The 22,095-nt window shown below is 73.9% G+C and carries 18 protein-coding genes; 13 read left to right on the forward strand and 5 right to left on the reverse strand.

Annotated elements, in window-relative coordinates; genetic code table 11:
- Window positions 1-76 precede the first annotated feature (76 nt).
- From ADK64_RS04365 to cobI, 7 genes are read left to right on the forward strand one after another with little or no spacing between them, the layout of a single operon-like run.
- Window positions 77-1,048 (forward strand): cobalamin biosynthesis protein, encoded by a 972-nt coding sequence (locus ADK64_RS04365; protein ID WP_053654974.1) that lies wholly within the window; start codon window positions 77-79, stop codon window positions 1,046-1,048.
- On the forward strand, window positions 1,045-2,553 hold the full coding sequence (locus tag ADK64_RS04370) for a cobyric acid synthase (RefSeq protein ID WP_053654976.1): 1,509 nt from the start codon (window positions 1,045-1,047) through the stop codon (window positions 2,551-2,553). Before ADK64_RS04365 ends, ADK64_RS04370 begins: the two co-directional genes overlap by 4 nt.
- Window positions 2,550-6,203, forward strand: coding sequence for a cobaltochelatase subunit CobN (gene cobN, locus ADK64_RS04375; RefSeq protein WP_053654978.1), 3,654 nt, complete (start codon window positions 2,550-2,552; stop codon window positions 6,201-6,203). Before ADK64_RS04370 ends, cobN begins: the two co-directional genes overlap by 4 nt.
- A complete protein-coding gene (locus tag ADK64_RS04380; RefSeq protein WP_053654980.1) occupies window positions 6,200-8,203 on the forward strand; it encodes a putative cobaltochelatase in 2,004 nt (667 codons plus the stop codon). The genes cobN and ADK64_RS04380 overlap by 4 nt, the downstream gene beginning before the upstream one ends.
- On the forward strand, window positions 8,203-8,802 hold the full coding sequence (gene cobO, locus ADK64_RS04385) for a cob(I)yrinic acid a,c-diamide adenosyltransferase (RefSeq protein WP_053654982.1): 600 nt from the start codon (window positions 8,203-8,205) through the stop codon (window positions 8,800-8,802). The genes ADK64_RS04380 and cobO overlap by 1 nt, the downstream gene beginning before the upstream one ends.
- Window positions 8,796-10,175, forward strand: a complete 1,380-nt coding sequence (locus tag ADK64_RS04390; RefSeq protein ID WP_053654984.1) for a cobyrinate a,c-diamide synthase — start codon at window positions 8,796-8,798, stop codon at window positions 10,173-10,175. Before cobO ends, ADK64_RS04390 begins: the two co-directional genes overlap by 7 nt.
- Window positions 10,172-10,903 (forward strand): precorrin-2 C(20)-methyltransferase, encoded by a 732-nt coding sequence (gene cobI, locus ADK64_RS04395; protein ID WP_107092922.1) that lies wholly within the window; start codon window positions 10,172-10,174, stop codon window positions 10,901-10,903. The genes ADK64_RS04390 and cobI overlap by 4 nt, the downstream gene beginning before the upstream one ends.
- A 14-nt stretch (window positions 10,904-10,917) precedes the next feature.
- Here cobI and ADK64_RS04400 read toward each other — a convergent pair whose 3' ends face one another.
- Entirely contained in the window at window positions 10,918-11,649 is a 732-nt protein-coding gene (locus tag ADK64_RS04400; RefSeq protein ID WP_053654987.1) for a ZIP family metal transporter, read from the reverse strand.
- A 118-nt stretch (window positions 11,650-11,767) separates the two neighbouring features.
- Here ADK64_RS04400 and cobM point away from each other — a divergent pair, with 118 nt between their 5' ends.
- The 6 genes from cobM to cobC are packed head-to-tail and all read left to right on the forward strand — an operon-like array spanning window position 11,768 to window position 18,127.
- Window positions 11,768-12,622, forward strand: a complete 855-nt coding sequence (gene cobM / locus ADK64_RS04405) for a precorrin-4 C(11)-methyltransferase (protein WP_053654988.1) — start codon at window positions 11,768-11,770, stop codon at window positions 12,620-12,622.
- Window positions 12,619-13,845, forward strand: a complete 1,227-nt coding sequence (locus tag ADK64_RS04410) for a bifunctional cobalt-precorrin-7 (C(5))-methyltransferase/cobalt-precorrin-6B (C(15))-methyltransferase (RefSeq protein WP_053654989.1) — start codon at window positions 12,619-12,621, stop codon at window positions 13,843-13,845. Before cobM ends, ADK64_RS04410 begins: the two co-directional genes overlap by 4 nt.
- Complete coding sequence (gene cobJ / locus ADK64_RS04415) at window positions 13,842-15,536, forward strand: precorrin-3B C(17)-methyltransferase (RefSeq protein WP_053654990.1); 1,695 nt, start codon at window positions 13,842-13,844, stop codon at window positions 15,534-15,536. The genes ADK64_RS04410 and cobJ overlap by 4 nt, the downstream gene beginning before the upstream one ends.
- Window positions 15,533-16,120, forward strand: a complete 588-nt coding sequence (locus ADK64_RS04420; protein ID WP_053654991.1) for a precorrin-8X methylmutase — start codon at window positions 15,533-15,535, stop codon at window positions 16,118-16,120. Before cobJ ends, ADK64_RS04420 begins: the two co-directional genes overlap by 4 nt.
- On the forward strand, window positions 16,117-17,052 hold the full coding sequence (locus ADK64_RS04425) for a sirohydrochlorin chelatase (protein WP_053654993.1): 936 nt from the start codon (window positions 16,117-16,119) through the stop codon (window positions 17,050-17,052). The genes ADK64_RS04420 and ADK64_RS04425 overlap by 4 nt, the downstream gene beginning before the upstream one ends.
- On the forward strand, window positions 17,042-18,127 hold the full coding sequence (cobC, locus tag ADK64_RS04430; RefSeq protein ID WP_053654995.1) for an Rv2231c family pyridoxal phosphate-dependent protein CobC: 1,086 nt from the start codon (window positions 17,042-17,044) through the stop codon (window positions 18,125-18,127). The genes ADK64_RS04425 and cobC overlap by 11 nt, the downstream gene beginning before the upstream one ends.
- A gap of 143 nt (window positions 18,128-18,270) precedes the next feature.
- Here the strand turns inward: cobC and ADK64_RS04435 are convergent, their stop codons facing one another.
- From ADK64_RS04435 to ADK64_RS04450, 4 genes are all read right to left on the reverse strand, one after another.
- Entirely contained in the window at window positions 18,271-19,203 is a 933-nt protein-coding gene (locus tag ADK64_RS04435) for an SCO1860 family LAETG-anchored protein (protein ID WP_053654997.1), read from the reverse strand.
- 154 nt (window positions 19,204-19,357) lie between these two features.
- Window positions 19,358-20,449 carry an amidohydrolase family protein gene (locus tag ADK64_RS04440; RefSeq protein ID WP_053654999.1) on the reverse strand — a complete coding sequence of 364 codons (1,092 nt, stop codon included), beginning with the start codon at window positions 20,447-20,449 and terminating at the stop codon, window positions 19,358-19,360.
- 17 nt (window positions 20,450-20,466) lie between these two features.
- A complete protein-coding gene (locus ADK64_RS04445; RefSeq protein WP_053655001.1) occupies window positions 20,467-21,261 on the reverse strand; it encodes an amino acid ABC transporter ATP-binding protein in 795 nt (264 codons plus the stop codon).
- A complete protein-coding gene (locus tag ADK64_RS04450) occupies window positions 21,258-22,091 on the reverse strand; it encodes an amino acid ABC transporter permease (protein ID WP_053655003.1) in 834 nt (277 codons plus the stop codon). The genes ADK64_RS04445 and ADK64_RS04450 overlap by 4 nt, the downstream gene beginning before the upstream one ends.
- Between the last annotated feature and the right edge of the window lie 4 nt (window positions 22,092-22,095).

Here is a 22,095-nt window from a genome sequence, read left to right on the forward strand (position 1 = left end):
AGGACATCGATCGCCATGCCCGGCTGCCGAAGGACCCCTACCAGGCCCGCCCCCGTACCCACGGCCGGCTGAGCCCATGGGTGCCGATCGCTCCTACGCGTACGGCGCCGCCGCCGGCCTTCTCGGTGATCTGATCCTCGGCGATCCGCGCCGCGGTCATCCGGTCGCCGTCTTCGGGCGTGCGGCGGCGGCCGTGGAAGGCGCGTTGTGGCACGACCACCGCGGCTGGGGCACGCTGCACACCGTCGTGTGCGCGGGCGGCGCCGTCGCACTCGGCACGGTCGCCGCACGCGCCGTACGCCCCTCCCCCACCGCCTCCGCGGCGCTGACCGCGGCCGCCGCCTGGGCGGTCGTCGGCGGCACCTCGCTCGCCCGCGAGGCCCGCGCGATCGGGCACGCGCTGGAACGCGCGGACGTCGAGGCGGCCCGGGAGCGGCTGCCCCGTCTGTGCGGCCGGGACCCGCAGGCGCTGGACGCCGACGCAATCGCGCGGGCCGTGGTCGAGTCGGTCGCCGAGAACACCTCCGACGCCGTCGTGGGGGCGCTGGTGTGGGGCGCGGTGGCCGGGGTGCCGGGGCTGCTCGGGTTCCGGGCGGTCAACACCCTGGACGCGATGGTGGGTCACAGGTCCCCGCGCCACCGCCGCTACGGCTGGGCCTCCGCCCGCCTCGACGACGTGGCCGGCTGGCCGGGGGCGCGGCTGACCGCGGTACTCGCCGCCGCTGCCGGAGCCGACCCGCGCGGTGCCCTGCGCGCCTGGAAGGCCGACGCCCGCAAGCACCCGAGCCCCAACGCCGGTCCCGTGGAGGCCTCGTTCGCGGGCGCGCTCGGCGTACGGCTGGGCGGGACGCTGTCCTACGCCGGCCGCGTCGAGCACCGGCCCGTCCTCAACGGGGACACCGGGCGGGCCGTCCGGGTCGGCGACATCGACCGGGCCGTACGGCTCTCCCGCCGCGTCGGCCTGCTCGCGCTCGGCACCACGGTCGCCGCGCGCCTGCTCGTCCAGAACTTCAAGAGCGTCAACAGCCCGAAGGGACGTGGGAAGTGAACGGGGGTCTCCTCGTCGCCGGCACCACCTCCGACGCCGGCAAGAGCGTCGTGACGGCCGGGATCTGCCGGTGGCTGGTGCGCCAGGGTGTGAAGGTCGCACCGTTCAAGGCGCAGAACATGTCGCTCAACTCCTTCGTGACCCGTGAGGGCGCGGAGATCGGGCGGGCCCAGGCCATGCAGGCTCAGGCGTGCCGGATCGAGCCGACCGCGCCGATGAACCCCGTGCTGCTCAAGCCCGGCGGCGAACAGAGCAGCCAGGTGGTGCTGCTGGGCAAGCCGGTGGGCGAGCTGAGCGCCCGCGGCTACCACGGCGGACGCCAGCAGCGGCTGCTCGGCACGGTGCTGGACTGTCTGGCCGAGTTGCGGGGCACGTATGACGCGGTGATCTGTGAGGGGGCGGGCTCGCCGGCGGAGATCAATCTGCGGCGCACCGACATCGTGAACATGGGGATCGCGCGGAACGCGCGCCTGCCCGTGCTGGTGGTGGGCGACATCGACCGCGGCGGCGTCTTCGCCTCCTTCTTCGGCACCGTCGCGCTGCTCTCGCCCGAGGACCAGGAGCTGATCGCCGGGTTCCTGGTGAACAAGTTCCGGGGCGATGTCAGCCTGCTGGAGCCCGGGTTGGAGATGCTCCAGGGTCTCACCGGGCGGCGCACCTACGGCGTGCTGCCGTTCCGGCACGGGCTCGGCATCGACGAGGAGGACGGGCTCCGGGTCTCGCTGCGCGGTACGGTGCGCGAGTCCACCGTGGCCCCGCCCGTCGGCGAGGACGTGCTGCGGGTCGCCGTGTGCGCGATCCCGCTGATGTCCAACTTCACGGACGTGGACGCCCTGGCCGCCGAACCGGGCGTCGTGGTGCGGTTCGTGGACCGGCCGGAGGAGCTGGCGGACGCGGACCTCGTGGTGGTCCCCGGCACGCGGGGCACGGTGCGCGCGCTGGAGTGGCTGCGGGAGCGGGGGCTGGCGGACGCCCTCGTGCGCAGGGCCGCCCGGCACCAGCCCGTCCTCGGCATCTGCGGCGGCTTCCAGATCCTGGGCGAGCACATCGAGGACGAGGTCGAGAGCCGCGAGGGGCACGTGGACGGGCTGGGGATGCTGCCCGTGCGGGTGCGGTTCGCCCGCGAGAAGACCCTGGCCCGGCCGACCGGCGAGGCCCTCGGCCGGCCGGTCGAGGGGTACGAGATCCACCACGGCGTCGCCGAAGTCCTCGGCGGCACCCCCTTCCTGGACGGCTGCCGGGTAGGACAGACCTGGGGCACCCACTGGCACGGCTCGCTGGAGTCGGACGGCTTCCGGCGGGCCTTCCTGCGCGAGGTGGCCGCCGCCGCGGGCCGCCGCTTCGTCCCCGCGCCGGACACCTCCTTCGCCGCGCTGCGCGAGGAGCAGCTCGACCGGCTCGGCGACCTGATCGAACAGCACGCGGACACGGACGCGCTCTGGCGGCTCATCGAGTCGGGCGCGCCGCAAGGACTGCCTTTCATTCCACCGGGAGCGCCCGCATGAGCACAGTGTTGTTGTTGTCCACCGCCGACACGGATCTGCTGGCGGCCCGGGCCTCCGGCGCGGACTACCGCATCGGCAACCCGACCCGGGTGGACGTCACCGGAGAGCTGCCGGCACTGCTCGACAGCGCGGACCTCGCCGTCGTACGGCTGCTGGGCGGCAAGCGCGCCTGGGAGGACGGGCTGGCCGCGCTGAGGGCGGCCGGGATCCCGACCGTGCTGCTGGGCGGCGAGGCCGTACCGGACGCGGAGTTGATGGCCGAGTCGTCGGTGCCCGCCGGCGTGGTGGCCGAGGCGCTGAGGTACCTGGTCGAGGGCGGCCCGGCGAACCTGCTGGAGCTGTCCCGGTTCCTGTCCGACACCGTGCTGCTGACCGGCGAGGGCTTCGAGGAGCCGTGCAAGATGCCGGAGTACGGCGTCCACGGCTCGTACGGGATCCAGGACGGCCGTCCGACCGTCGGCGTGCTCTTCTACCGGGCGCACGAGCTGAGCGGCAACACCGCCTTCGTGGACACCCTGTGCGAGGCGATCGAGGCGAAGGGCGCCAACGCGCTCCCCGTGTACTGCGGTTCGCTGCGCGGTGCGGATCCCGCGCTGTACGAGCTGCTGGGCACGGCCGACGCGCTGGTCGCCACCGTGCTCGCGGCCGGCGGCACGCACGCCTCGCAGGCCTCGGCGGGCGGCGACGAGGAGGCCTGGGACATCGGCGCCCTCGCGGACCTCGATGTCCCGGTGCTGCAGGGGCTGTGCCTCACCTCCTCGCGGGCCGCTTGGGACGAGTCGGACGCGGCGCTGTCGCCGATGGACGCGGCGATGCAGGTCGCGATCCCGGAGTTCGACGGCCGTCTGATCACCGTGCCGTTCTCCTTCAAGGAGCAGGGCCCCGACGAGGTCCCGGTGTACGTGGCCGACCCGGAGCGGGCCGCACGGGTGGCCGGAATCGCCGTACGGCACGCGCGGTTGAAGCACAAGCCGAACGCGGAGAAGAAGATCGCGCTGGTCTTCACCGCGTACCCGACCAAGCACTCGCGGGTCGGCAACGCGGTCGGTCTGGACACGCCCGCGTCGGCGGTGCGGGTGCTCGACGCGCTCCGGGACGCCGGGTACGCGCTCACCGAATACCCCGACGACGGCGACGAGTTGATCCACCGGCTGATCGAGGCCGGCGGCCACGACGTCGAGTGGCTCACGGAGGAACAGCTGGCCTCCGCGCCCGCGCGGGTGCCACTGGCGGACTACCTGGCGTGGTTCGACAAGCTCGACCCGGAGCTGCGGGACGCGATGACCGAGGCGTGGGGCGAGCCGCCGGGAAACCTGTACGTGGACGGGGACGAGATCGTCCTCGCCTCGCTCAGGTTCGGGAACGTCGTGGTGATGATCCAGCCGCCGCGCGGTTTCGGGGAGAACCCGATCGCGATCTACCACGACCCGGACATGCCGCCCTCGCACCACTACGTGGCCGCCTACCGCTGGCTCGAGAACAGCTTCGGTGCCGACGCGATCGTGCACATGGGCAAGCACGGCACGATGGAGTGGCTGCCGGGCAAGGGGCTGGGGCTGTCGCGCGGATGCGCGCCGGACGCCGTCCTCGGCGAGCTGCCGCTCCTCTACCCGTTCATCGTGAACGACCCCGGTGAGGGCACCCAGGCCAAGCGGCGCGGGCACGCCACGGTGATCGACCACCTGGTGCCGCCGATGGCCCGCGCCGACACCTACGGCGACCTGGCCAAGCTGGAGCAGCTGCTGGACGAGTACGCGCTCGTCTCCGACCTGGACCCGGCGAAGGCGCCGGCCGTGCGCGCCCAGATCTGGACCCTGGTCAAGGCGGCCGAGCTGCACCACGACCTGCATGTGGACGAGCAGCCGGACGACGGCGACTTCGACGAGTTCGTCATGCACATCGACGGCTATCTGTGCGAGATCAAGGACGTCCAGATCCGGGACGGCCTGCACATCCTGGGCGGCGGCCCGGTCGACGAGGCGCGGGTGAACCTCGTCCTGGCCGTGCTGCGCGCCGCACAGGTGTGGGGCGGGCAGGCGAACGCGCTGCCGGGGCTCAGGGCCTGCCTCGCCGAGCACTTCGGGCTGGTGGAGAAGGAGTTGCTGGCCGAGCCGGGGGCGCCGGTGAAGGTGCCGGTGGAGCTGACCGACCTGGTTCAGGGCCCGTCCCGGTCGGCCGCCGACGCGATCGACCTGCTGGAGCAGCTGTGCCGGCGGATCGCGCAGGGCATGGAGGAGCGGGCGTGGGAGCGCACGGCCGTACCCGCCGTCCTGCGCGACGCGCTCGGCTTCGAACTCCCCGACGCGCTCGCCGTGCTGGAGTTCGCCTGCGCCGAGGTCGTACCGCGGCTCGCGCGGACCACCGACGAGATCGGGCACATCCTGCGGGCGCTGGACGGCGGATACGTCCCGGCGGGTCCGTCGGGTTCGCCGACCCGTGGCCTGGTGAACGTCCTGCCGACCGGCCGGAACTTCTACTCGGTCGACCCCAAGGCCATTCCCTCCAGGCTGAGTTGGGAGGTCGGCCAGTCGCTGGCCGACTCGCTCGTGGCCCGCTATCTGCAGGACACGGGCGCGTACCCGAAGTCGGTGGGCCTCACGGTGTGGGGTACGTCCGCGATGCGCACCCAGGGTGACGACATCGCCGAGATCCTGGCGCTGCTCGGCTGCCGCCCGGTGTGGGACGACGCCTCGCGCCGGGTCACCGGCTTCGAGGTGATCCCCCTGGCCGAGCTGGGCCGGCCGCGCATCGACGTCACGGTCCGTATCTCCGGCTTCTTCCGGGACGCGTTCCCGCACGTGGTCGGGCTGATCGACGACGCGGTGCGGGCGGTGGCGGAGCTGGACGAGCCCGCCGAGGGCAACTTCGTGAAGGCCCACGCCGACGAGGACGCCGCCGAGCACGGCGACCGGCGGCGCGCGACGGCCCGGATCTTCGGCTCGAAGCCGGGGGCGTACGGCGCCGGGCTGCTGCCGCTGATCGACGCCCGCAACTGGCGCTCGGACGCCGACCTCGCCGAGGTGTACGCGGTGTGGGGCGGTTACGCCTACGGGCGCGGGCTCGACGGGCGGGCGGCGCGCGGCGACATGGAGACCGCGTTCAAGCGGATCGCGGTGGCCGCGAAGAACGTCGACACCCGCGAGCACGACCTGGTCGACGCCGACGACTACTTCCAGTACCACGGCGGCATGGTCGCCATGGTCCGGCATCTGACCGGCGCCAACCCCGAGGCGTACGTCGGTGATTCGGCCGTGCCGGACCAGGTGAAGACACGAACGCTCGGCGAGGAGACGCACCGGGTGTTCCGGGCCCGGGTGGTCAACCCGCGCTGGATGGCGGCCATGCGCCGGCACGGCTACAAGGGCGCCTTCGAGATGGCGGCGACCGTGGACTACCTGTTCGGCTACGACGCCACGGCGGGCGTGGTCGACGACTGGATGTACGAGAAGCTCAGCGCGGAGTACGTCTTCGACCCGGAGAACCGGGACTTCATGAAGAAGTCCAACCCCTGGGCGCTGCGCGGCATCACCGAACGCCTGCTGGAGGCGGCCGACCGGGGGCTGTGGGCGGAGCCGGACGCGCAGACGCTGGAGCGGCTGCGCGCCACCTATCTGGAGCTGGAAGGCGACTTGGAGGGCGACGACCAGTGACGACTCCCTTTCCTTTCACGGCCGTTGTCGGCCAGGACGATCTGCGGCTCGCGCTGCTGCTGAACGCGGTCAGCCCCGCGGTCGGCGGCGTGCTGGTGCGCGGCGAGAAGGGCACGGCCAAGTCGACGGCCGTACGCGCCCTGTCGGCGCTGCTGCCCGAGGTGGCCGTCGTTCCCGGCTGCCGGTTCTCCTGTGACCCGGCGGCGCCGGACCCGTCCTGCCCGGACGGCGCGCACGAGCCGGCCTCCGGTACGGCCCGTGCGGCGCGGATGGTCGAACTGCCCGTCGGCGCCTCCGAGGACCGGCTGGTCGGCGCCCTGGACATCGAGCGGGCGCTCGCCGAGGGCGTGAAGGCGTTCGAGCCGGGCCTGCTGGCCGACGCGCACCGCGGGATCCTCTACGTCGACGAGGTCAACCTGCTCCACGACCACCTGGTCGACCTGCTGCTGGACGCGGCGGCGATGGGCGCGTCGTACGTGGAGCGCGAGGGCGTCTCCGTGCGGCACGCGGCCCGTTTTCTGCTCGTCGGCACCATGAACCCCGAAGAGGGCGAGCTGCGGCCGCAGTTGCTCGACCGGTTCGGGCTGACCGTGGAGGTCGCGGCCTCGCGGGAACCGGACCAGCGGGTCGAGGTGGTGCGGCGCCGGCTGGCGTACGACGACGATCCGGCCGGCTTCGCCGCGCGGTGGGCCGAGGAGGAGGCCGTCGTGCGGCAACGGATCGTGGCGGCACGGGAGTTGCTGCCGCAGGTGCGGCTGGGTGACGGGGCGCTGCGGCAGATCGCGGCGACCTGTGCGGCCTTCGAGGTGGACGGTATGCGTGCCGACATCGTGATGGCGCGCACCGCGACCGCGCTGGCCGCGTGGGCCGGGCGGACGGACGTACTCGCCGAGGACGTCCGGCAGGCCGCGCTGCTCGCGCTGCCGCACCGCAGGCGGCGCAACCCGTTCGACGCGCCGGGTCTGGACGAGGACAAGCTGGACGAGACGCTGGAGCAGTTCTCCGGCGAGGAGAACGAGGGCGACGACGACCCCGATCCGGACGGTCCCGGTGGCGGGGGCGGGCAGCCGGCGCCCGAGTCCGGAGGGCAGGGCGGCGGCGACACCGCCGCGCGGCCCGAGGCCGGTGAGGACGGGGAGCCGCAGGCCTCCGGCGCACGGGAGCAGTCGGCCGTACGGGCCGCCGAGCCGTTCCGCACCAAGGTGCTGAGCGTGCCGGGGCTCGGTGAGGGTGCCGCCGGGCGCCGCTCGCGGGCGCGCACCGAGCACGGGCGGACCACCGGGGCCCGGCGCCCCCGGGGGACGCTGACCAAGCTGCACCTGGCCGCGACCGTGCAGGCCGCCGCCCCGCACCAGCGGGCGCGCGGCCGGTCCGGGCCGGGGCTGGTGCTGCGCCGGGACGACCTGCGGCAGGCGACGCGGGAGGGGCGCGAGGGGAACCTCGTGCTGTTCGTCGTCGACGCCTCGGGGTCGATGGCGGCGCGGCAGCGGATGAGCGCCGTGAAGGGTGCCGTGCTGTCGCTGCTGCTCGATGCCTATCAGCGGCGGGACAAGGTGGGTCTGGTGACGTTCCGGGGGTCCGGCGCGGACGTGGCGCTGCCGCCGACGTCGTCCGTCGACGCGGCCGCCGTGCGATTGGAGTCGCTGCCGACCGGTGGTCGTACGCCGCTGGCGGCCGGGCTGCTGAAGGCGCACGAGGTGCTGCGCGTGGAGCGGCTGCGGGATCCGGCCCGGCGGGCGCTGGTCGTGGTGGTGACCGACGGGCGGGCCACGGGCGGCCCCGAGCCGGTGGCGCTCGCGGGGCGGGCGGCGCGGCTGTTCGCGGCCGAGGGCACCGCGTCGGTGGTCGTGGACTGCGAGTCGGGTCCGGTGCGGCTGGGGCTGGCCGGGCAGCTCGCGGGTGAGCTGGGCGGCAGCGCCGTCACGCTGGACGAGCTGCGGGCCGACTCGATCGCCGGGCTGGTCAGGGATGTGCAGGGGACGTCGAGGAGGGCCGCGTAATGCCGCAGGGACAGCCCAGTGTCGTACCGGAGGACGGCCTGACGACCCGTCAGCGCCGCAATCGTCCGCTGGTCGTCGTCCACACGGGCGTCGGCAAGGGCAAGTCCACCGCCGCGTTCGGGCTCGCGCTGCGCGCCTGGAACCAGGGGTGGCCCATCGGGGTGTTCCAGTTCGTGAAGTCGGCGAAGTGGAAGGTCGGCGAGGAGAACGCGCTGCGCGTGCTCGGCGCCTCCGCCGAGGGCGGCACCGTCGACTGGCACAAGATGGGCGAGGGCTGGTCCTGGGTCCAGCGGGACGCCCAGATGGACAACGAGGAGAAGGCCCGGGAGGGCTGGGAGCAGGTCAAGCGGGACCTGGCTGCCGAGACGTACCGGCTGTACGTGCTGGACGAGTTCGCCTACCCCATGCACTGGGGCTGGGTGGACACGGACGAGGTGATCGAGGTGCTGCGGAACCGGCCCGGTACCCAGCATGTGGTGATCACCGGACGGAACGCCCCGGAGAAGCTCGTCGGCTTCGCCGATCTCGTCACCGACATGTCCAAGGTCAAGCACCCCATGGACGCGGGGCAGAAGGGCCAGAAGGGCATCGAGTGGTGAGGTCGTCGGTGCCACGGCTGGTCATCGCCGCGCCCTCCTCGGGCAGCGGCAAGACCACCGTGGCCACGGGGCTGATGGCCGCGTTCGCCGCGCGGGGGCTCGCCGTGTCCCCGCACAAGGTCGGGCCGGACTACATCGACCCCGGGTACCACGCGCTCGCGACCGGGCGGGCGGGGCGGAACCTGGACGCGTACCTGTGCGGTCCGGAGCTGATCGCTCCGCTGTTCCAGCACGGGGCGCGCGGGTGCGACCTGGCCGTGGTCGAGGGTGTGATGGGGCTGTACGACGGGGCGGCCGGCGAGGGCGAACTGGCCTCCACCGCTCATGTCGCCAAGCTGCTGGGGGCGCCGGTGGTGCTGGTCGTGGACGCGTCGTCGCAGTCCCGGTCGGTGGCGGCGCTGGTGCACGGCTTCGCCTCCTGGGATCCGCAGGTGCGGGTCGGGGGCGTGATCCTGAACAAGGTGGCCTCCGACCGGCACGAGGAGCTGCTGCGGGAGGCGCTGGACGCGGCCGGGGTGCCGGTGCTGGGTGCCTTGCGGCGGGCTGGACAGGTGAACACGCCTTCTCGGCACCTCGGGCTGGTGCCGGTCGCCGAGCGGCACTCCGCCGCGGTCGGCTCCGTCGCGGCCATGGCGGCGCACGTGGCTCAGGGGTGTGACCTGGGCGCGCTGGAAGCGCTTGCCCGTGCCGCCGGTCCCGTACCGGGGGGCTCCGCCCCCTGGACCCCCGCCTCGGCCGTCCACGACCCGGCGCTGTCGGCCGAGAGGCGAGCGCCGCGCGTCGCCGTCGCCGGTGGCCCCGCCTTCACCTTCTCCTACGCCGAGCACACCGAACTGCTCACCGCCGCCGGTGCCGAGGTCGTCACCTTCGATCCGCTCCACGACGAGCGACTGCCCGAAGGGACGGCCGGGTTGGTCATGGGCGGCGGTTTCCCCGAGATGTACGCCGCCGAGCTGTCCGCCAACGCGCCGCTGCGCGAGGCCGTTGCCGAACTCGCCTTCCGCGGCGCGCCCGTCGCCGCCGAGTGTGCCGGACTGCTCTATCTGTGCCGGGAGTTGGACGGCAAGCCCATGTGCGGCGTGCTGGATGCCACGGCCCGGATGGCGGAACGGCTCACCCTGGGCTACCGGGACGCGGTGGCCGTCGGGGACAGTGTGCTGGCGGTCGCCGGGACGCGGATGCGGGGGCACGAGTTCCATCGCACGGTCGTCGAGCCCGGCGCCGGTGCCGCTCCCGCGTGGGGTGTGCGGGCGCCGGTGCGGCGGGTGGAAGGTTTCGTACAGCAGGGCGTGCACGCGAGTTATCTGCACACGCACTGGGCGTCCGAGCCCGGTGTCGCCCGTCGGTTCGTGGAGAGGTGCCGGACGTCATGAGCAGCAGGCTGATCGGAATCGGGGTCGGCCCCGGAGATCCGGAGCTGGTGACCGTCAAGGGGGTCAACGCACTGCGTTCGGCCGACGTCGTCGTCGTACCCGTCATGGACACGGGCGAACGGGGGCGGGCCGAGGCGACCGTGTTGCACTACGTGCCCGCCGAGAAGGTCCTGCGGGTGGTGTTCGCGCTCAACGAGCGGACCGACCGGGCGCGCCGGGAGGCCGCCTGGGACGCGGCGGGCGAGCAGGTCGCCGAACTGCTGGGGCGGCACGCGTCCGTCGCCTTCGCCACCATCGGCGATCCCAATGTGTACTCGACGTTCACGTATCTCGCGCAGACGATCGCCGGGCTGGTGCCGGGTGTCGTCGTGGAGACCGTGCCCGGGATCACCGCCATGCAGGATCTCGCGGCGCGCTCCGGGGCCGTGCTGACGGAGGGCACCGAGCCGCTGACGCTGGTGCCGGTGACGGCGGGTTCGGCGGTGCTGAAGGAGGCGCTGGCCGGGCCGGGGACCGTGGTGGCGTACAAGTTCGGGCGGCAGGCCGCCGAGGTGGCCGAGGCGCTCGCGCAGACCGGGCGGCTGGACGACGCCGTGTGGGGTTCGGCGCTGGGCCTGCCGGAGGAGTCGGTGCGGGCGGCCGCCGAGCTGGACGGGACGCCGCTGCCGTATCTGTCGACGCTGATCGCGCCGCCGCGCCGGGACGGCGGACGGGGCGGGAAACTGTGAGCCGTCCGGTCGGGTCAGCCGCCGGAGATGCCCACCACCAGCCAGATGAAGGCCGCGCCCGCGACCGTGCACAGCAGGGTGGAGCGCGCCGGGTGCTCGTGGTGGGCCTCGGGCAGGATCTCGGCGGCGGCGAGATAGAGGAGTACGCCGCCGAAGAGGCCCAGATAGCCGCCGAGCACCGCCTCGGGGATGTGGACGAAGGCCGTCGAGAGCGCGCCCAGCACCGGTGCGCAGGCGTCGGCCACCAGCATCGCGAGGGCCCGGCGGCGGGCGTTGCCGTACAGGCTCGTGATGGTGAAGGTGTTGAAGCCGTCGGCGAAGTCGTGGGCGATCACGGCGAGCGCGACGGAGGCGCCCATGCCGCCGCCCACCTGGAAGGCCGCACCGATCGCCACGCCGTCCATGGCGCTGTGGCCCACCATCGCGGCGGCCGCCGTCAGGCCCACCTCGGGCGCCCGGTGGTTGTGCTCGTCACCGCCGTGGGCCGCCTGGCGCGCGGCCAGCGTGCGTTCCACCAGATGGGCCAGCAGGAAGCCGGCCACGAAGAGCAGCAGGGCGGCCGGTACGCCGAAGATCACGCGGTCGGCCGCGTGCAGTGCCTCCGGCAGCAGGTCCAGGCCGACCACGCCCAGCATCAGGCCGCCGGCCAGTCCCAGGACGAGATGGCGACGGTCGGTCACGCGCTGTGCCGTCCAGCCGCCGGCCAGCGTCATCAGGAACGCGCCGAGCGCGACGAAGACCGCCATAGGCCCTTGCTATCCGATCGAGGCGCGTTCGCGCACATCCGGTGCCTCGCATACTGCCCCACACCCTGACGTTTCGCCCACTTCTGCTGTGTGTTTTCCGTACGAGAGGACCTTTCCCATGGTCGATGCCACCATCGATGCCTCTGCCGGTGCCGGCGGCGACGCCCCCGCCGGCAAGGTGACGTTCGTCGGTGCCGGCCCCGGCGCCGCCGACCTGCTGACGTTCCGCGCCGCGCGTGCCATCGCGGACGCGGACGTGGTGATCTGGGCGGCGAGCCTGGTCCAGGCGGAGGTCCTCGAGCACGCCCGCGCGCAGGCGGAGATCCTGGACTCGGCGACCATGTCCCTGGAGGACGTCGTCGCCGTCTACCGGCGTGCGCACGCCGAGGGCCGCAAGGTGGCCCGGATCCACTCCGGCGACCCCGCGCTGTGGGGCGGCACGCAGGAACAGCTGGACCGGTGCGACGAGATCGGGATCGCGACCGAGGTCGTACCGGGTGTCTCGGCGTTCTCCGCCGTGGCCGCGCTCGCCCGGCGCGAGCTGACCATTCCCGAGGTCGCGCAGTCCGTGGTGCTCACCCGGCTGGGCGGCGGCAAGACGCCGATGCCGCCCGGCGAGGAGGTGCGCGAGTTCGCCCGGCACGGCACCACCATGGCGGTCTTCCTGTCGGCGGCGCGCAGTGGCCAGCTGGTGCGCGAGCTGCTGGAGGGCGGCTATCCGACGGACACCCCGGTGGTCGTGGCGTACCAGGCGACCTGGCCGGAGGAGCTGGTCGTGAGGTGCACGATCGGCACGCTGGAGGAGACGGTCAAGGAGCACAAGCTCTGGAAGCACACGCTCTTCCTGGTCGGTCCGGCGCTGGACGCGCACGGCACCCGCTCGCACCTGTACCACCCGGGTCACTTCCACGGGTACCGCAAGGCCGACCCGGAGGCCCGCCGCGCCCTGCGCGAGCAGCGGGCGAAGAGTTGATCACGGTCGTCGGCACGGGCACGGGCGCGCCGGTTCCCGAGGACGTCGTGGCGGGGGCCGCGCTCGTCGTCGGCGGGCGGCGGCACCTGGACGCCGTACGACTGCCGGAGGCGGCCGAGCGGGTCGTGCTCGGGCCGCTGGCGCCCGCCCTGGACACCATCGCGCGGTACGCCGGCCAGAAGGTCGTGGTGCTGGCCTCCGGGGACCCCGGGTTCTTCGGGATCGTGCGGGCGCTGGCCGAGCGGTTCGGCGCCGGGCGGCTGGACGTGCGGCCGGGGGTGTCCTCGGTGGCCACCGCGTTCGCGCGGATCGGGCTGCCCTGGGACGACGCGGTCGTGGTCAGTGCGCACGGCCGGGAGCTGCGCACGGCGGTGAACGTCTGCCGGGCGCGCCCCAAGGTGGCCGTTCTCACCGGCCCGGGCGCCGGTCCCGCCGAACTGGGCGCCGCGCTGCCGGCCGACCGGGTCCTGGTCGTGGCGAGCGCGCTCGGCGATCCGGCGCGCGAGCGCGTGGAACGGGTGACGCCCGCCGAGGCGGCGGCCCGGGACTGGGGTACGGCGGTGAGCGTGGTCCTGTGCCTGGACCAGACCCGGGCGCTCGGCACGGTGCGCACGGTCGCCGGGGTACCGGCGCAGCCCGCTCGATGGGCGCTGGACGAGGGCGAGTTCGCGCACCGGGACTCGATGATCACCAAGTTCGAGGTGCGCGCGCTGGCCCTGGCCCGGCTCGGGCCCCGGCTCGGCGACCTGGTGTGGGACGTGGGCGCCGGCTCGGGCTCGGTGGCGGTGGAGTGCGCGCGGCTCGGTGCGGCCGTCGTCGCCGTGGAGAAGGCGGCGGACGGGGTGGAGCGCGTCCGCGCCAACGCCCGCGCCCACGGCGTCGACGTGGCCGTGGTGCACGGCTCGGCACCGGAGGCCCTGGACGGGCTGGACGATCCCGACGCGGTGTTCGTCGGAGGTGGCGGCCGGGAGCTGGCGGACATCATCGGCGCGTGCGCGCGCCGGGCCCGGCGCACCGTCGTCGTCGCCATGGCCGCGCTCGACCGGGTGCCGGCGGCGCGCGAGGCGCTCATGGCCGCCGGCCTCACCTGCGACGGGCTGCTGTTGCAGTCGTCGCGGCTGGCACCGCTGCCGGGCGATGTGACCCGGCTCGCGGCGACCAATCCTGTGTTTCTGCTCTGGGGCGTGCGAACCCAGGTATCCAGTAAGGGAGTTGACGAGTGATCGGCCTCATTTCCGCCACTGCGGCGGGTGCGGCGGCGCGGGACCGGCTGGCCGCGGCGTGGCCGGACCGCACGCGGGTGTACGAGGGTCCCGTCGGGGAGGCGGTGCGGGCCGCGTTCGCGGAGTGCGAGCAGCTGGTGTGCTTCCTCGCGACGGGGGCGGCGGTACGGCTGCTCGCGCCGCTGCTCGGCGACAAGAGGGCCGACCCGGGCGTGGTGTGCGTGGACGAGGGCGGCCGGTACGCGGTGTCGCTGGTCGGCGGGCACGGCGGCGGCGCCAATGAACTCGCCCGCGAGGTGGGCGCGTTGCTGGCCGCGGAGCCAGTGGTGACGACGGCGACGGACTCCGTGGGACTGCCGGGCCTGGACATGCTCGGACTCCCCTACGAGGGTGCGGTGGCCGCGGTCTGCCGCGCCCTGCTGGACGGCGAACCGGTGGCGCTGGAGGCCGAGGTGGCCTGGCCGCTGCCGCCGCTGCCGCTCTCGGCGCAGGGCTCGTACACCGTCCGGCTCACGGACCGGGCCGTCGCGCCGGGCGAGCGCGAGGTGCTGCTCAGGCCGCCGTCGCTGGTGGTCGGTGTCGGCGCGTCCAGGGGCGCGCCCGTCGAGGAGGTCCTCGGGCTGGTCGAGGAGGCGCTGCGGGACGCGGGTCTGTCGGTCCGGTCGGTCGCCGAACTGGCCACCGTGGACGCCAAGGCGGCGGAGCCCGGCATCGTCGCGGCCGCCGAGCGGCTGGGCGTGCCCCTGGTGACGTACTCCGCCGAGGAGCTGGCGGCCGTCGAGGTGCCCAACCCGTCCGACGCTCCGCTCGCGGCGGTCGGTACGCCCTCGGTGGCGGAGGCCGCCGCGCTGGTCCGGGGCGGAGAACTCCTCGTGCCCAAGCGGAAGTCGGCGGCCCGGCCCGCGATGGCGACCTGTGCCGTCGTACGGCGCCCGGGGCGCGGGCGGCTCGCGGTGGTCGGGCTCGGACCCGGCGCCCGGGATCTGCTCACCCCGCGTGCCGAGGCCGAACTCCGGCGCGCCTCCGTGCTGGTGGGGCTCGACCAGTACGTCGACCAGATCCGCGACCTGCTGCGGCCGGGCACCCGGGTGCTGGAGTCGGGGCTCGGAGCCGAGGAGGAGCGGGCCCGTGCGGCGGTCGCCGAGGCCCGTGCGGGGCACGCGGTGGCACTGATCGGCAGCGGGGACGCGGGCGTGTACGCCATGGCCTCCCCGGCGCTGGCCGAGGCGTCCGACGACATCGACGTGGTCGGGGTGCCCGGGGTGACGGCCGCGCTGGCCGCCGGGGCGATCCTGGGCGCGCCGCTGGGCCACGACCACGTGTCCATCAGCCTGTCCGACCTGCACACGCCGTGGGAGGTCATCGAGCGGCGGGTGCGGGCGGCGGCCGAGGCGGACCTCGTCGTCACCTTCTACAACCCGCGCTCGCGGGGCCGCGACTGGCAGCTGCCCAAGGCGCTCACGATCCTCGCCGGGCACCGCGAGCCGACGACGCCGGTCGGTGTCGTGCGGAGCGCGACCCGGCCGGACGAGTCGAGCCGGGTGACCACCCTCGGCGCGCTCGACCCGGCGTCGGTCGACATGATGACGGTCGTGACGGTGGGCAACACCGCGACCCGTACGATCGCGGGCCGCATGGTGACCCCGCGCGGCTACCGCTGGCAGGACGGCAGGCAGGAGGAGGCCCGGTGAACCGGATCGTGCACCCCATCGAGCAGGAGTCCTTCCGGCGGCTGCGCGCCCGCCTGGACACCTCGCACTTCCCGCCGCTGACCCGGGCGGTGGTGGAGCGGGTCATCCACTCCGCCGCCGACCTGGAGTACGCGAGCGACCTCGTGACCGACGAGGACGACCTGGCGAAGGCGCACGCCGCGCTGCACGCCGGGGCGCCCGTCGTCGTGGACGTGGAGATGGTCGCGGCCGGAATCACCCGCCGAGGGACCGTCTGCCGGCTGAAGGACGCCACGTCGGGTCCGGGGCTGACCCGTTCGGCACATGCGATCCGGCTCGCGTACGAGGAGGTGGGGCCCGGTGCCCTGTGGGTGATCGGCTGCGCACCGACCGCCCTGGAGGAGCTGCTCGCCCTGGACGCCTCCCCCGCGCTCGTCATCGGGCTGCCCGTCGGCTTCGTCGGGGCGGCCGAGTCCAAGGCCGCGCTCCGCGCGAGCGGGCTGCCCGCCGTGAGCAACGTGTCCGAGAAGGGCGGGTCGGCGGTCGCCGCCGCCGCGCTCAACGCCCTGCTGTACCACCCCACTTCATCCGAGGAGACCCAGTGACCACCCCGCCGCCCGCTCTGCTCATCGCCGGCCACGGCACCCGGGACGAGGCCGGAGCCGAGGCGTTCCGCGACTTCGTACGGGAGTTGGGCCGTCGCCACCCCGAACTGCCCGTCGCGGGCGGCTTCATCGAACTGTCCCCGCCGCCGCTCGGCGACGCCGTCACCGAGCTGGTCGAACAGGGCGTACGACGGTTCGCCGCGGTGCCGCTGATGCTGGTGTCCGCCGGGCACGCCAAGGGGGACATCCCGGCCGCGCTGGCCCGCGAGAAGGAACGGCACCCGGGGATCACGTACACCTACGGCCGTCCGCTGGGCCCGCACCCGGCGCTGCTGAACGTGCTGGAGCGGCGGCTGGACGAGGCGCTCGGGGGCACCGGACGTACGCCCGAGGACCGGGCCGACGTGACCGTGCTGCTGGTCGGGCGCGGCTCGACCGACCCGGACGCCAACGCCGAGGTGCACAAGGCGGCCCGGCTGCTGTGGGAGGGACGGGGGTACGCCGGTGTGGAGACGGCGTTCGTGTCGCTGGCGGCGCCGGACGTGCCGAGCGGGCTGGACCGGTGCGCGAAGCTGGGGGCGCAGCGGATCGTCGTCCTCCCCTACTTCCTGTTCACCGGGATCCTGCCGGACCGGGTGCGGCAGCAGACCGAGGGCTGGGCGGCCGCGCACCCGGAGGTCGAGGTGCGCTCCGCCGATGTCATCGGGCCCGAGCCGGAGCTGCTGGACCTGGTGACGGAGCGGTACCGGGAGGCGGTCAAGGGTGATCTGCGGATGAACTGCGACTCGTGCGTGTACCGGATCGCGCTGCCGGGCTTCGAGGACAAGGTGGGGCTGCCGCAGCAGCCGCACTTCCACCCGGACGACGACGGGGACCACCACGGACACGGGCACCACCATCACGGGGGGCACGCGCACAGCCATGCACACTGAGGACACGGGGCACGATCTGCGCCATCACGGCGACGCCGAGGTCCGTGACGACGGCTCCGCGCTGGTCGACCTCGCGGTCAACGTGCGCGCCGACACTCCCCCGGTCTGGCTGCGCGAGCGGATCGCCGGGTCGCTGGGTGCGCTCGCGGCCTACCCGGACGGGCGGGCCGCGCGGACGGCGGTGGCGGCGCGGCACGGGCTGCCGGTGGAACGGGTGCTGCTGACGGCCGGGGCGGCGGAGGCGTTCGTGCTCCTGGCGCGCGCCCTGAAGGTACGTCGACCGGTCGTCGTGCACCCGCAGTTCACCGAGCCGGAGGCGGCGCTGCGGGACGCGGGGCACACCGTGGACCGGGTGCTGCTGCGGGAGGCGGACGGGTTCCGGCTGGATCCCGCGGCGGTGCCCGAGGACGCCGATCTGGTGGTGATCGGGAATCCGACCAACCCCACGTCGGTGCTGCACCCGGCGGCCGCAATCGCCCGACTCGCCCGTCCGGGGCGGACGTTGGTGGTCGACGAGGCGTTCATGGACGCGGTGCCGGGTGAGCGGGAGGCGCTGGCCGGGCGGACGGACGTCCCCGGCCTGGTCGTGCTGCGCAGCCTGACCAAGACGTGGGGGCTGGCCGGGCTGCGGATCGGGTACGTGCTGGCCGCGCCGGAGATCATTGCGTCGCTGGAGCAGGCCCAGCCGCTGTGGCCCGTGTCGACGCCGGCCCTGGCCGCGGCCGAGGCCTGTGTCACGTCCCGGGCGCTGGCCGAGGCGGGCCATGCGGCGCATCGCATCGCGGCCGACCGGGCCCATCTGGTGGCGGGGCTGACGGCCCTCGCCGACCGGGGTGTACGGGTGGCGGAGCCCGCGCAAGGACCGTTCGTGCTGGTCCGTATGCCGGGGGCGGCCGGGGTACGGCACCGGTTGCGCGAGCTCGGCTACGCCGTGCGCCGGGGTGACACCTTCCCGGGACTCGGCGAGGAGTGGGTACGGGTGGCCGTACGGGACCGGGGAACGGCGAACGGCTTCCTGAAGGCGCTGTCGGCCGCGCTGCATTCACCCACCCGCCCGTCCGCCTCGCTCGGCTGAGAGGCCGGGGCAGCGACCAGCCGTCCTGGCGGGCGGCCGCGCCGGGGCGGGCTGCCATGCCGGAGCGGGCTGCCACGCCTGGGCGGGAGGCCGCTCCCGGCCCGGAGTGACGGCCGGGCGGGAAGCGGCACCAGGTCGTGGCGTCAGCCCCTGCGGCGCCGGGCCACCGCAGCCGCTCCCCCGCCGACCAGCAGCAGCACCAGTGCTCCGCCCGCCAGGTACGGGGTCGCCGGACTGCCCCCGGTCTCGGCGAGGTCGGTCTTCGCCGTGCCGCCCTGGGGCTTCACGTCGGAGGCGGTGTCGGCCTTCGTGCCCGCGGCCGGGTCGTGACTCGGCGCCGGGTGGCCGGCGGGCGGGGCCGTCGGGGACTCGCAGGTCGCCTTGGCGAGGGTGACCGTGCCCTCGACGTCGGCCACGTTGAGCTTCAACGGGTTGACGGAGACCTTGAGTTCGAGCGCGGTGGCGGCGGCCGTACGGCTCGTGGTGGTGTGCTGGGCGAGGTCGAGGCGGACCTCGCCGACGCCGGGCACCTTCACCTCGGTCGGGCCGCCGGCGGTCAGCGTGACGCGCTTACCGAGGACCGTGACGGCGCCGAGGACGTTCGCGGAGGCGACGGGCGCCTTGCCGGCCTCGCAGGTCGCCCGCGCGGTGACCGCGTCGGCCTCGACCAGGGACAGCAGGGGCAGACCGGGGACGTGCAGCCGGGCGTGGGCGAGCCGGACCGAGCCCTCGGCTCTGCGCGCCGTCACCGTGGCCTTCGCCGAGGCGACGTCCGCGCCGAGGACGGTGAACGGCTTGCCGCCGGCCACGCCGTCGAGCCGGGCGGACAGCGCGGTTCTGTCGGCGCTCTCGGGTGCCTGGACCTCGTTGAGGGAGACCGCGAGCGGGACGTCGACGGTCTTGTCGAGCAGGGACACGTCGAGCCCGGTGCGCAGGACGACGGCGGAGGCGCGACCGTGGTCATCGGTCGCGTGCGCGGCGCCCGCGCCCAGGACCGCGGGCGCCGCGGCGAGGGCGGTGACCGTCGCGACGGTGGCGAGACGGCGTGCGGGCATGCGGAAGTTGTTGCTGTTCAAGGCGGTGGGACCCCCAGAATGAACATGTTTGGGACCCGTCAACCTTGTACGCATTGTGGGTGAACGGTCAGCAATCCACGGTCACTTCACTCAATCGGGGAGTTTCAGCACACCTCTTCGAATCGTGAAGCACATCTGTTCCCGCACGCCACGATCACTCCACGACCCGCCCGTTCAGCACCACCCGGCGCGGCGCCGCCAGCACCCGTACGTCGGCCCGTGGATCGCCCTCGTACACCACGAGGTCGGCCGGCGCGCCCTCTTCCAGGCCCGGGCGGCCGAGCCAGGCACGGGCACCCCAGGTCGTCGCCGACACGGCGTCCACGGCGGGGATGCCGGCGGTGACCAGCTCGGCGACCTCGCCCGCGACCAGGCCGTGGGCCAGTGAGCCGCCGGCGTCGGTGCCGACGTAGACCGGGATCCCGGCGTCGTAGGCGCCGCGCACGGTGTCGTAGCGGCGCGCGTGCAGTCGGCGCATGTGCGCGGACCAGCGCGGGAACTTGCTGTCTCCGCCGGCCGCGAGCTGCGGGAAGGTGGCGATGTTGACGAGGGTGGGGACGATCGCGACGCCCCGCTCGGCGAAGAGCGGGATCAGCTCGTCGGTCAGGCCCGTGGCGTGCTCGACGCAGTCGATGCCCGCCTCGACCAGGTCGCGCAGGGAGTCCGTGGCGAAGCAGTGCGCGGTGACGCGGGCGCCGAGCCGGTGCGCCTCGGCGATCGCCGCCCGGGCCGCCTCGCGCGGCCAGCAGGCGGAGAGGTCGCCGAGGTCGCGGTCGATCCAGTCACCGACGAGCTTGACCCAGCCGTCGCCGCGCCGGGCCTCCTGGGCGACATAGGCGACCAGGTCCTCCGGTTCGATCTCCCAGCCGTAGTTGCGGATGTAGCGGCGGGTGCGGGCGATGTGCCGGCCGGCCCTGATGATCTTCGGGAGGTCGGCGCGGTCGTCGGTCCAGCGGGTGTCGGAGGGCGAGCCGGCGTCCCTGAGCAGCAGGGCCCCCGCCTCCCGCTCGGTGAGCGCCTGCTTCTCGGCGGTGTCGGCGTCCACCGGGCCGTGCGCGTCGAGGCCGACGTGGCAGTGCGCGTCGACCAGGCCGGGCAGCGCCCAGCCCGCCACGGTCCGGATGTCCCGGACGCCGGCGGGCCGGTCGTAGGACACCCGGCCCCCGACCACCCACAGCTCGTCGCGGACGTCCTCGGGCCCCACGAGGACCCGCCCCTTCACGTGCAGCACGGCGCCATCGCTCATGCCCGCACCTTAACGGCCTACGGCCGGTCCTTCCCCACCTGGTCCGAGGCCTCCTCCTCCACCTCGGCCATCGCCGGATCGAGGACGCGGGAGAGGAAGTGGCGGGTGCGCTCGTGCCGCGGGTTGCCGATGACCTGCTCGGGGCTGCCGTCCTCGACGATCACGCCGCCGTCCATGAAGACGACCCGGTCGGCGACCTCGCGGGCGAAGGTCATCTCGTGCGTGACGACCATCATCGTCATGCCCTCCTCGGCGAGGGAGCGCATGACCGCGAGGACGTCGCCGACCAGCTCCGGGTCGAGCGCGGAGGTCGGCTCGTCGAACAGCATCACCTCGGGGCCCATGGCGAGGGCACGGGCGATGGCCACACGCTGCTGCTGGCCGCCGGAGAGGGAGGACGGGTACGCGTGCGCCTTCTCGGAGAGACCGACGCGGGCCAGGTTCTCGGCGGCGGTCCGCTCGGCGCTCGCCTTGTCCCGCCCGAGGACCCGGCGCTGGGGCAGCGTGAGGTTCTCGGTGACGTTCAGGTGCGGGAAGAGGTTGAACTGCTGGAAGACCATGCCGATACGACGGCGTACGGCGTCGATGTCGACGTCGGGGTCCGTCAGCTCGGTGCCGCCGACGAGGACCCGGCCCTCGGTGGGTTCCTCCAGCAGGTTCACGCAGCGCAGCAGGGTCGACTTGCCGGAGCCGGAGGGGCCGATGACGCAGACGACCTCGCCCTGCCCGATCTCCAGGTCGATGCCCTTGAGCACCTGGTTGTCGCCGAAGGACTTGTGGAGTGCCTGCACCTGAATCTCGGAGCGGCTCAACGGATCGCCTCCTGGGTCCTGGACTCCATGCGGCGGACGACGAAGCCGAGCGGGACGGTGATGAGCAGGTAGCACAGGCCCGCCACCAGGATCGGGGTGGAGTTGGCGGTCGTACTGGCCAGGTCGTTGCCGAACTTGGACAGTTCGCGCTGCTCCAGGGTGACGCCGAGGAACAGCACCAGCGAGGAGTCCTTGAAGAGCAGGACGAGTTCGTTGGTGAGCGGCGGCAGGATGATGCGGAAGGCCTGCGGCAGGATGATGGAGATCATGGCCCGGGCGGGCGAGAAGCCGAGCGAACGGGCGGCCTCCATCTGTCCCTTGGGCACGGCCTGGATGCCCGCGCGGATCGTCTCCGCCATGTAGGCGGCGGAGACCAGTCCGAGCGCGACGGCGACCTTGCCGTAGATGCCGCCCGGGTACTGGATGTCCGGGAAGGCCAGCGGTACGCCGGTGCCGACGAAGATGAAGATCAGCAGCGAGGGCAGACCGCGGAAGATCTCGATGTAGATGCCGGCGACCCAGCGGTACGGCCCCACGGACGACAGGCGCATCAGGGCGATGACCATGCCGAGGGCCAGGCCGACCACGAACCCGGACAGGGTGTACAGCACGGTGTTCTTCAGGGCCACCGTGATGAGGTCCGGGAACATCTGCTGCGCGATGTGGGCCTGCGCGAACTGGTTCCGCAGCCGGCCCCAGTCCGCGGAGGACGCGAACGCGATCACCGCGGCGACGAAGACGACGTACTGCGCCCCGCGCGACAGGCGACGCCGTTGCCGGGGTGTCAGACCGCTCTTCTTCGGCTGGATGCGGGTGTCCGTGTCGGTCATGGGG

Origin of the sequence: Streptomyces sp. MMG1121 (genome assembly GCF_001280015.1) — a bacterium.
Lineage (GTDB): Bacteria > Actinomycetota > Actinomycetes > Streptomycetales > Streptomycetaceae > Streptomyces.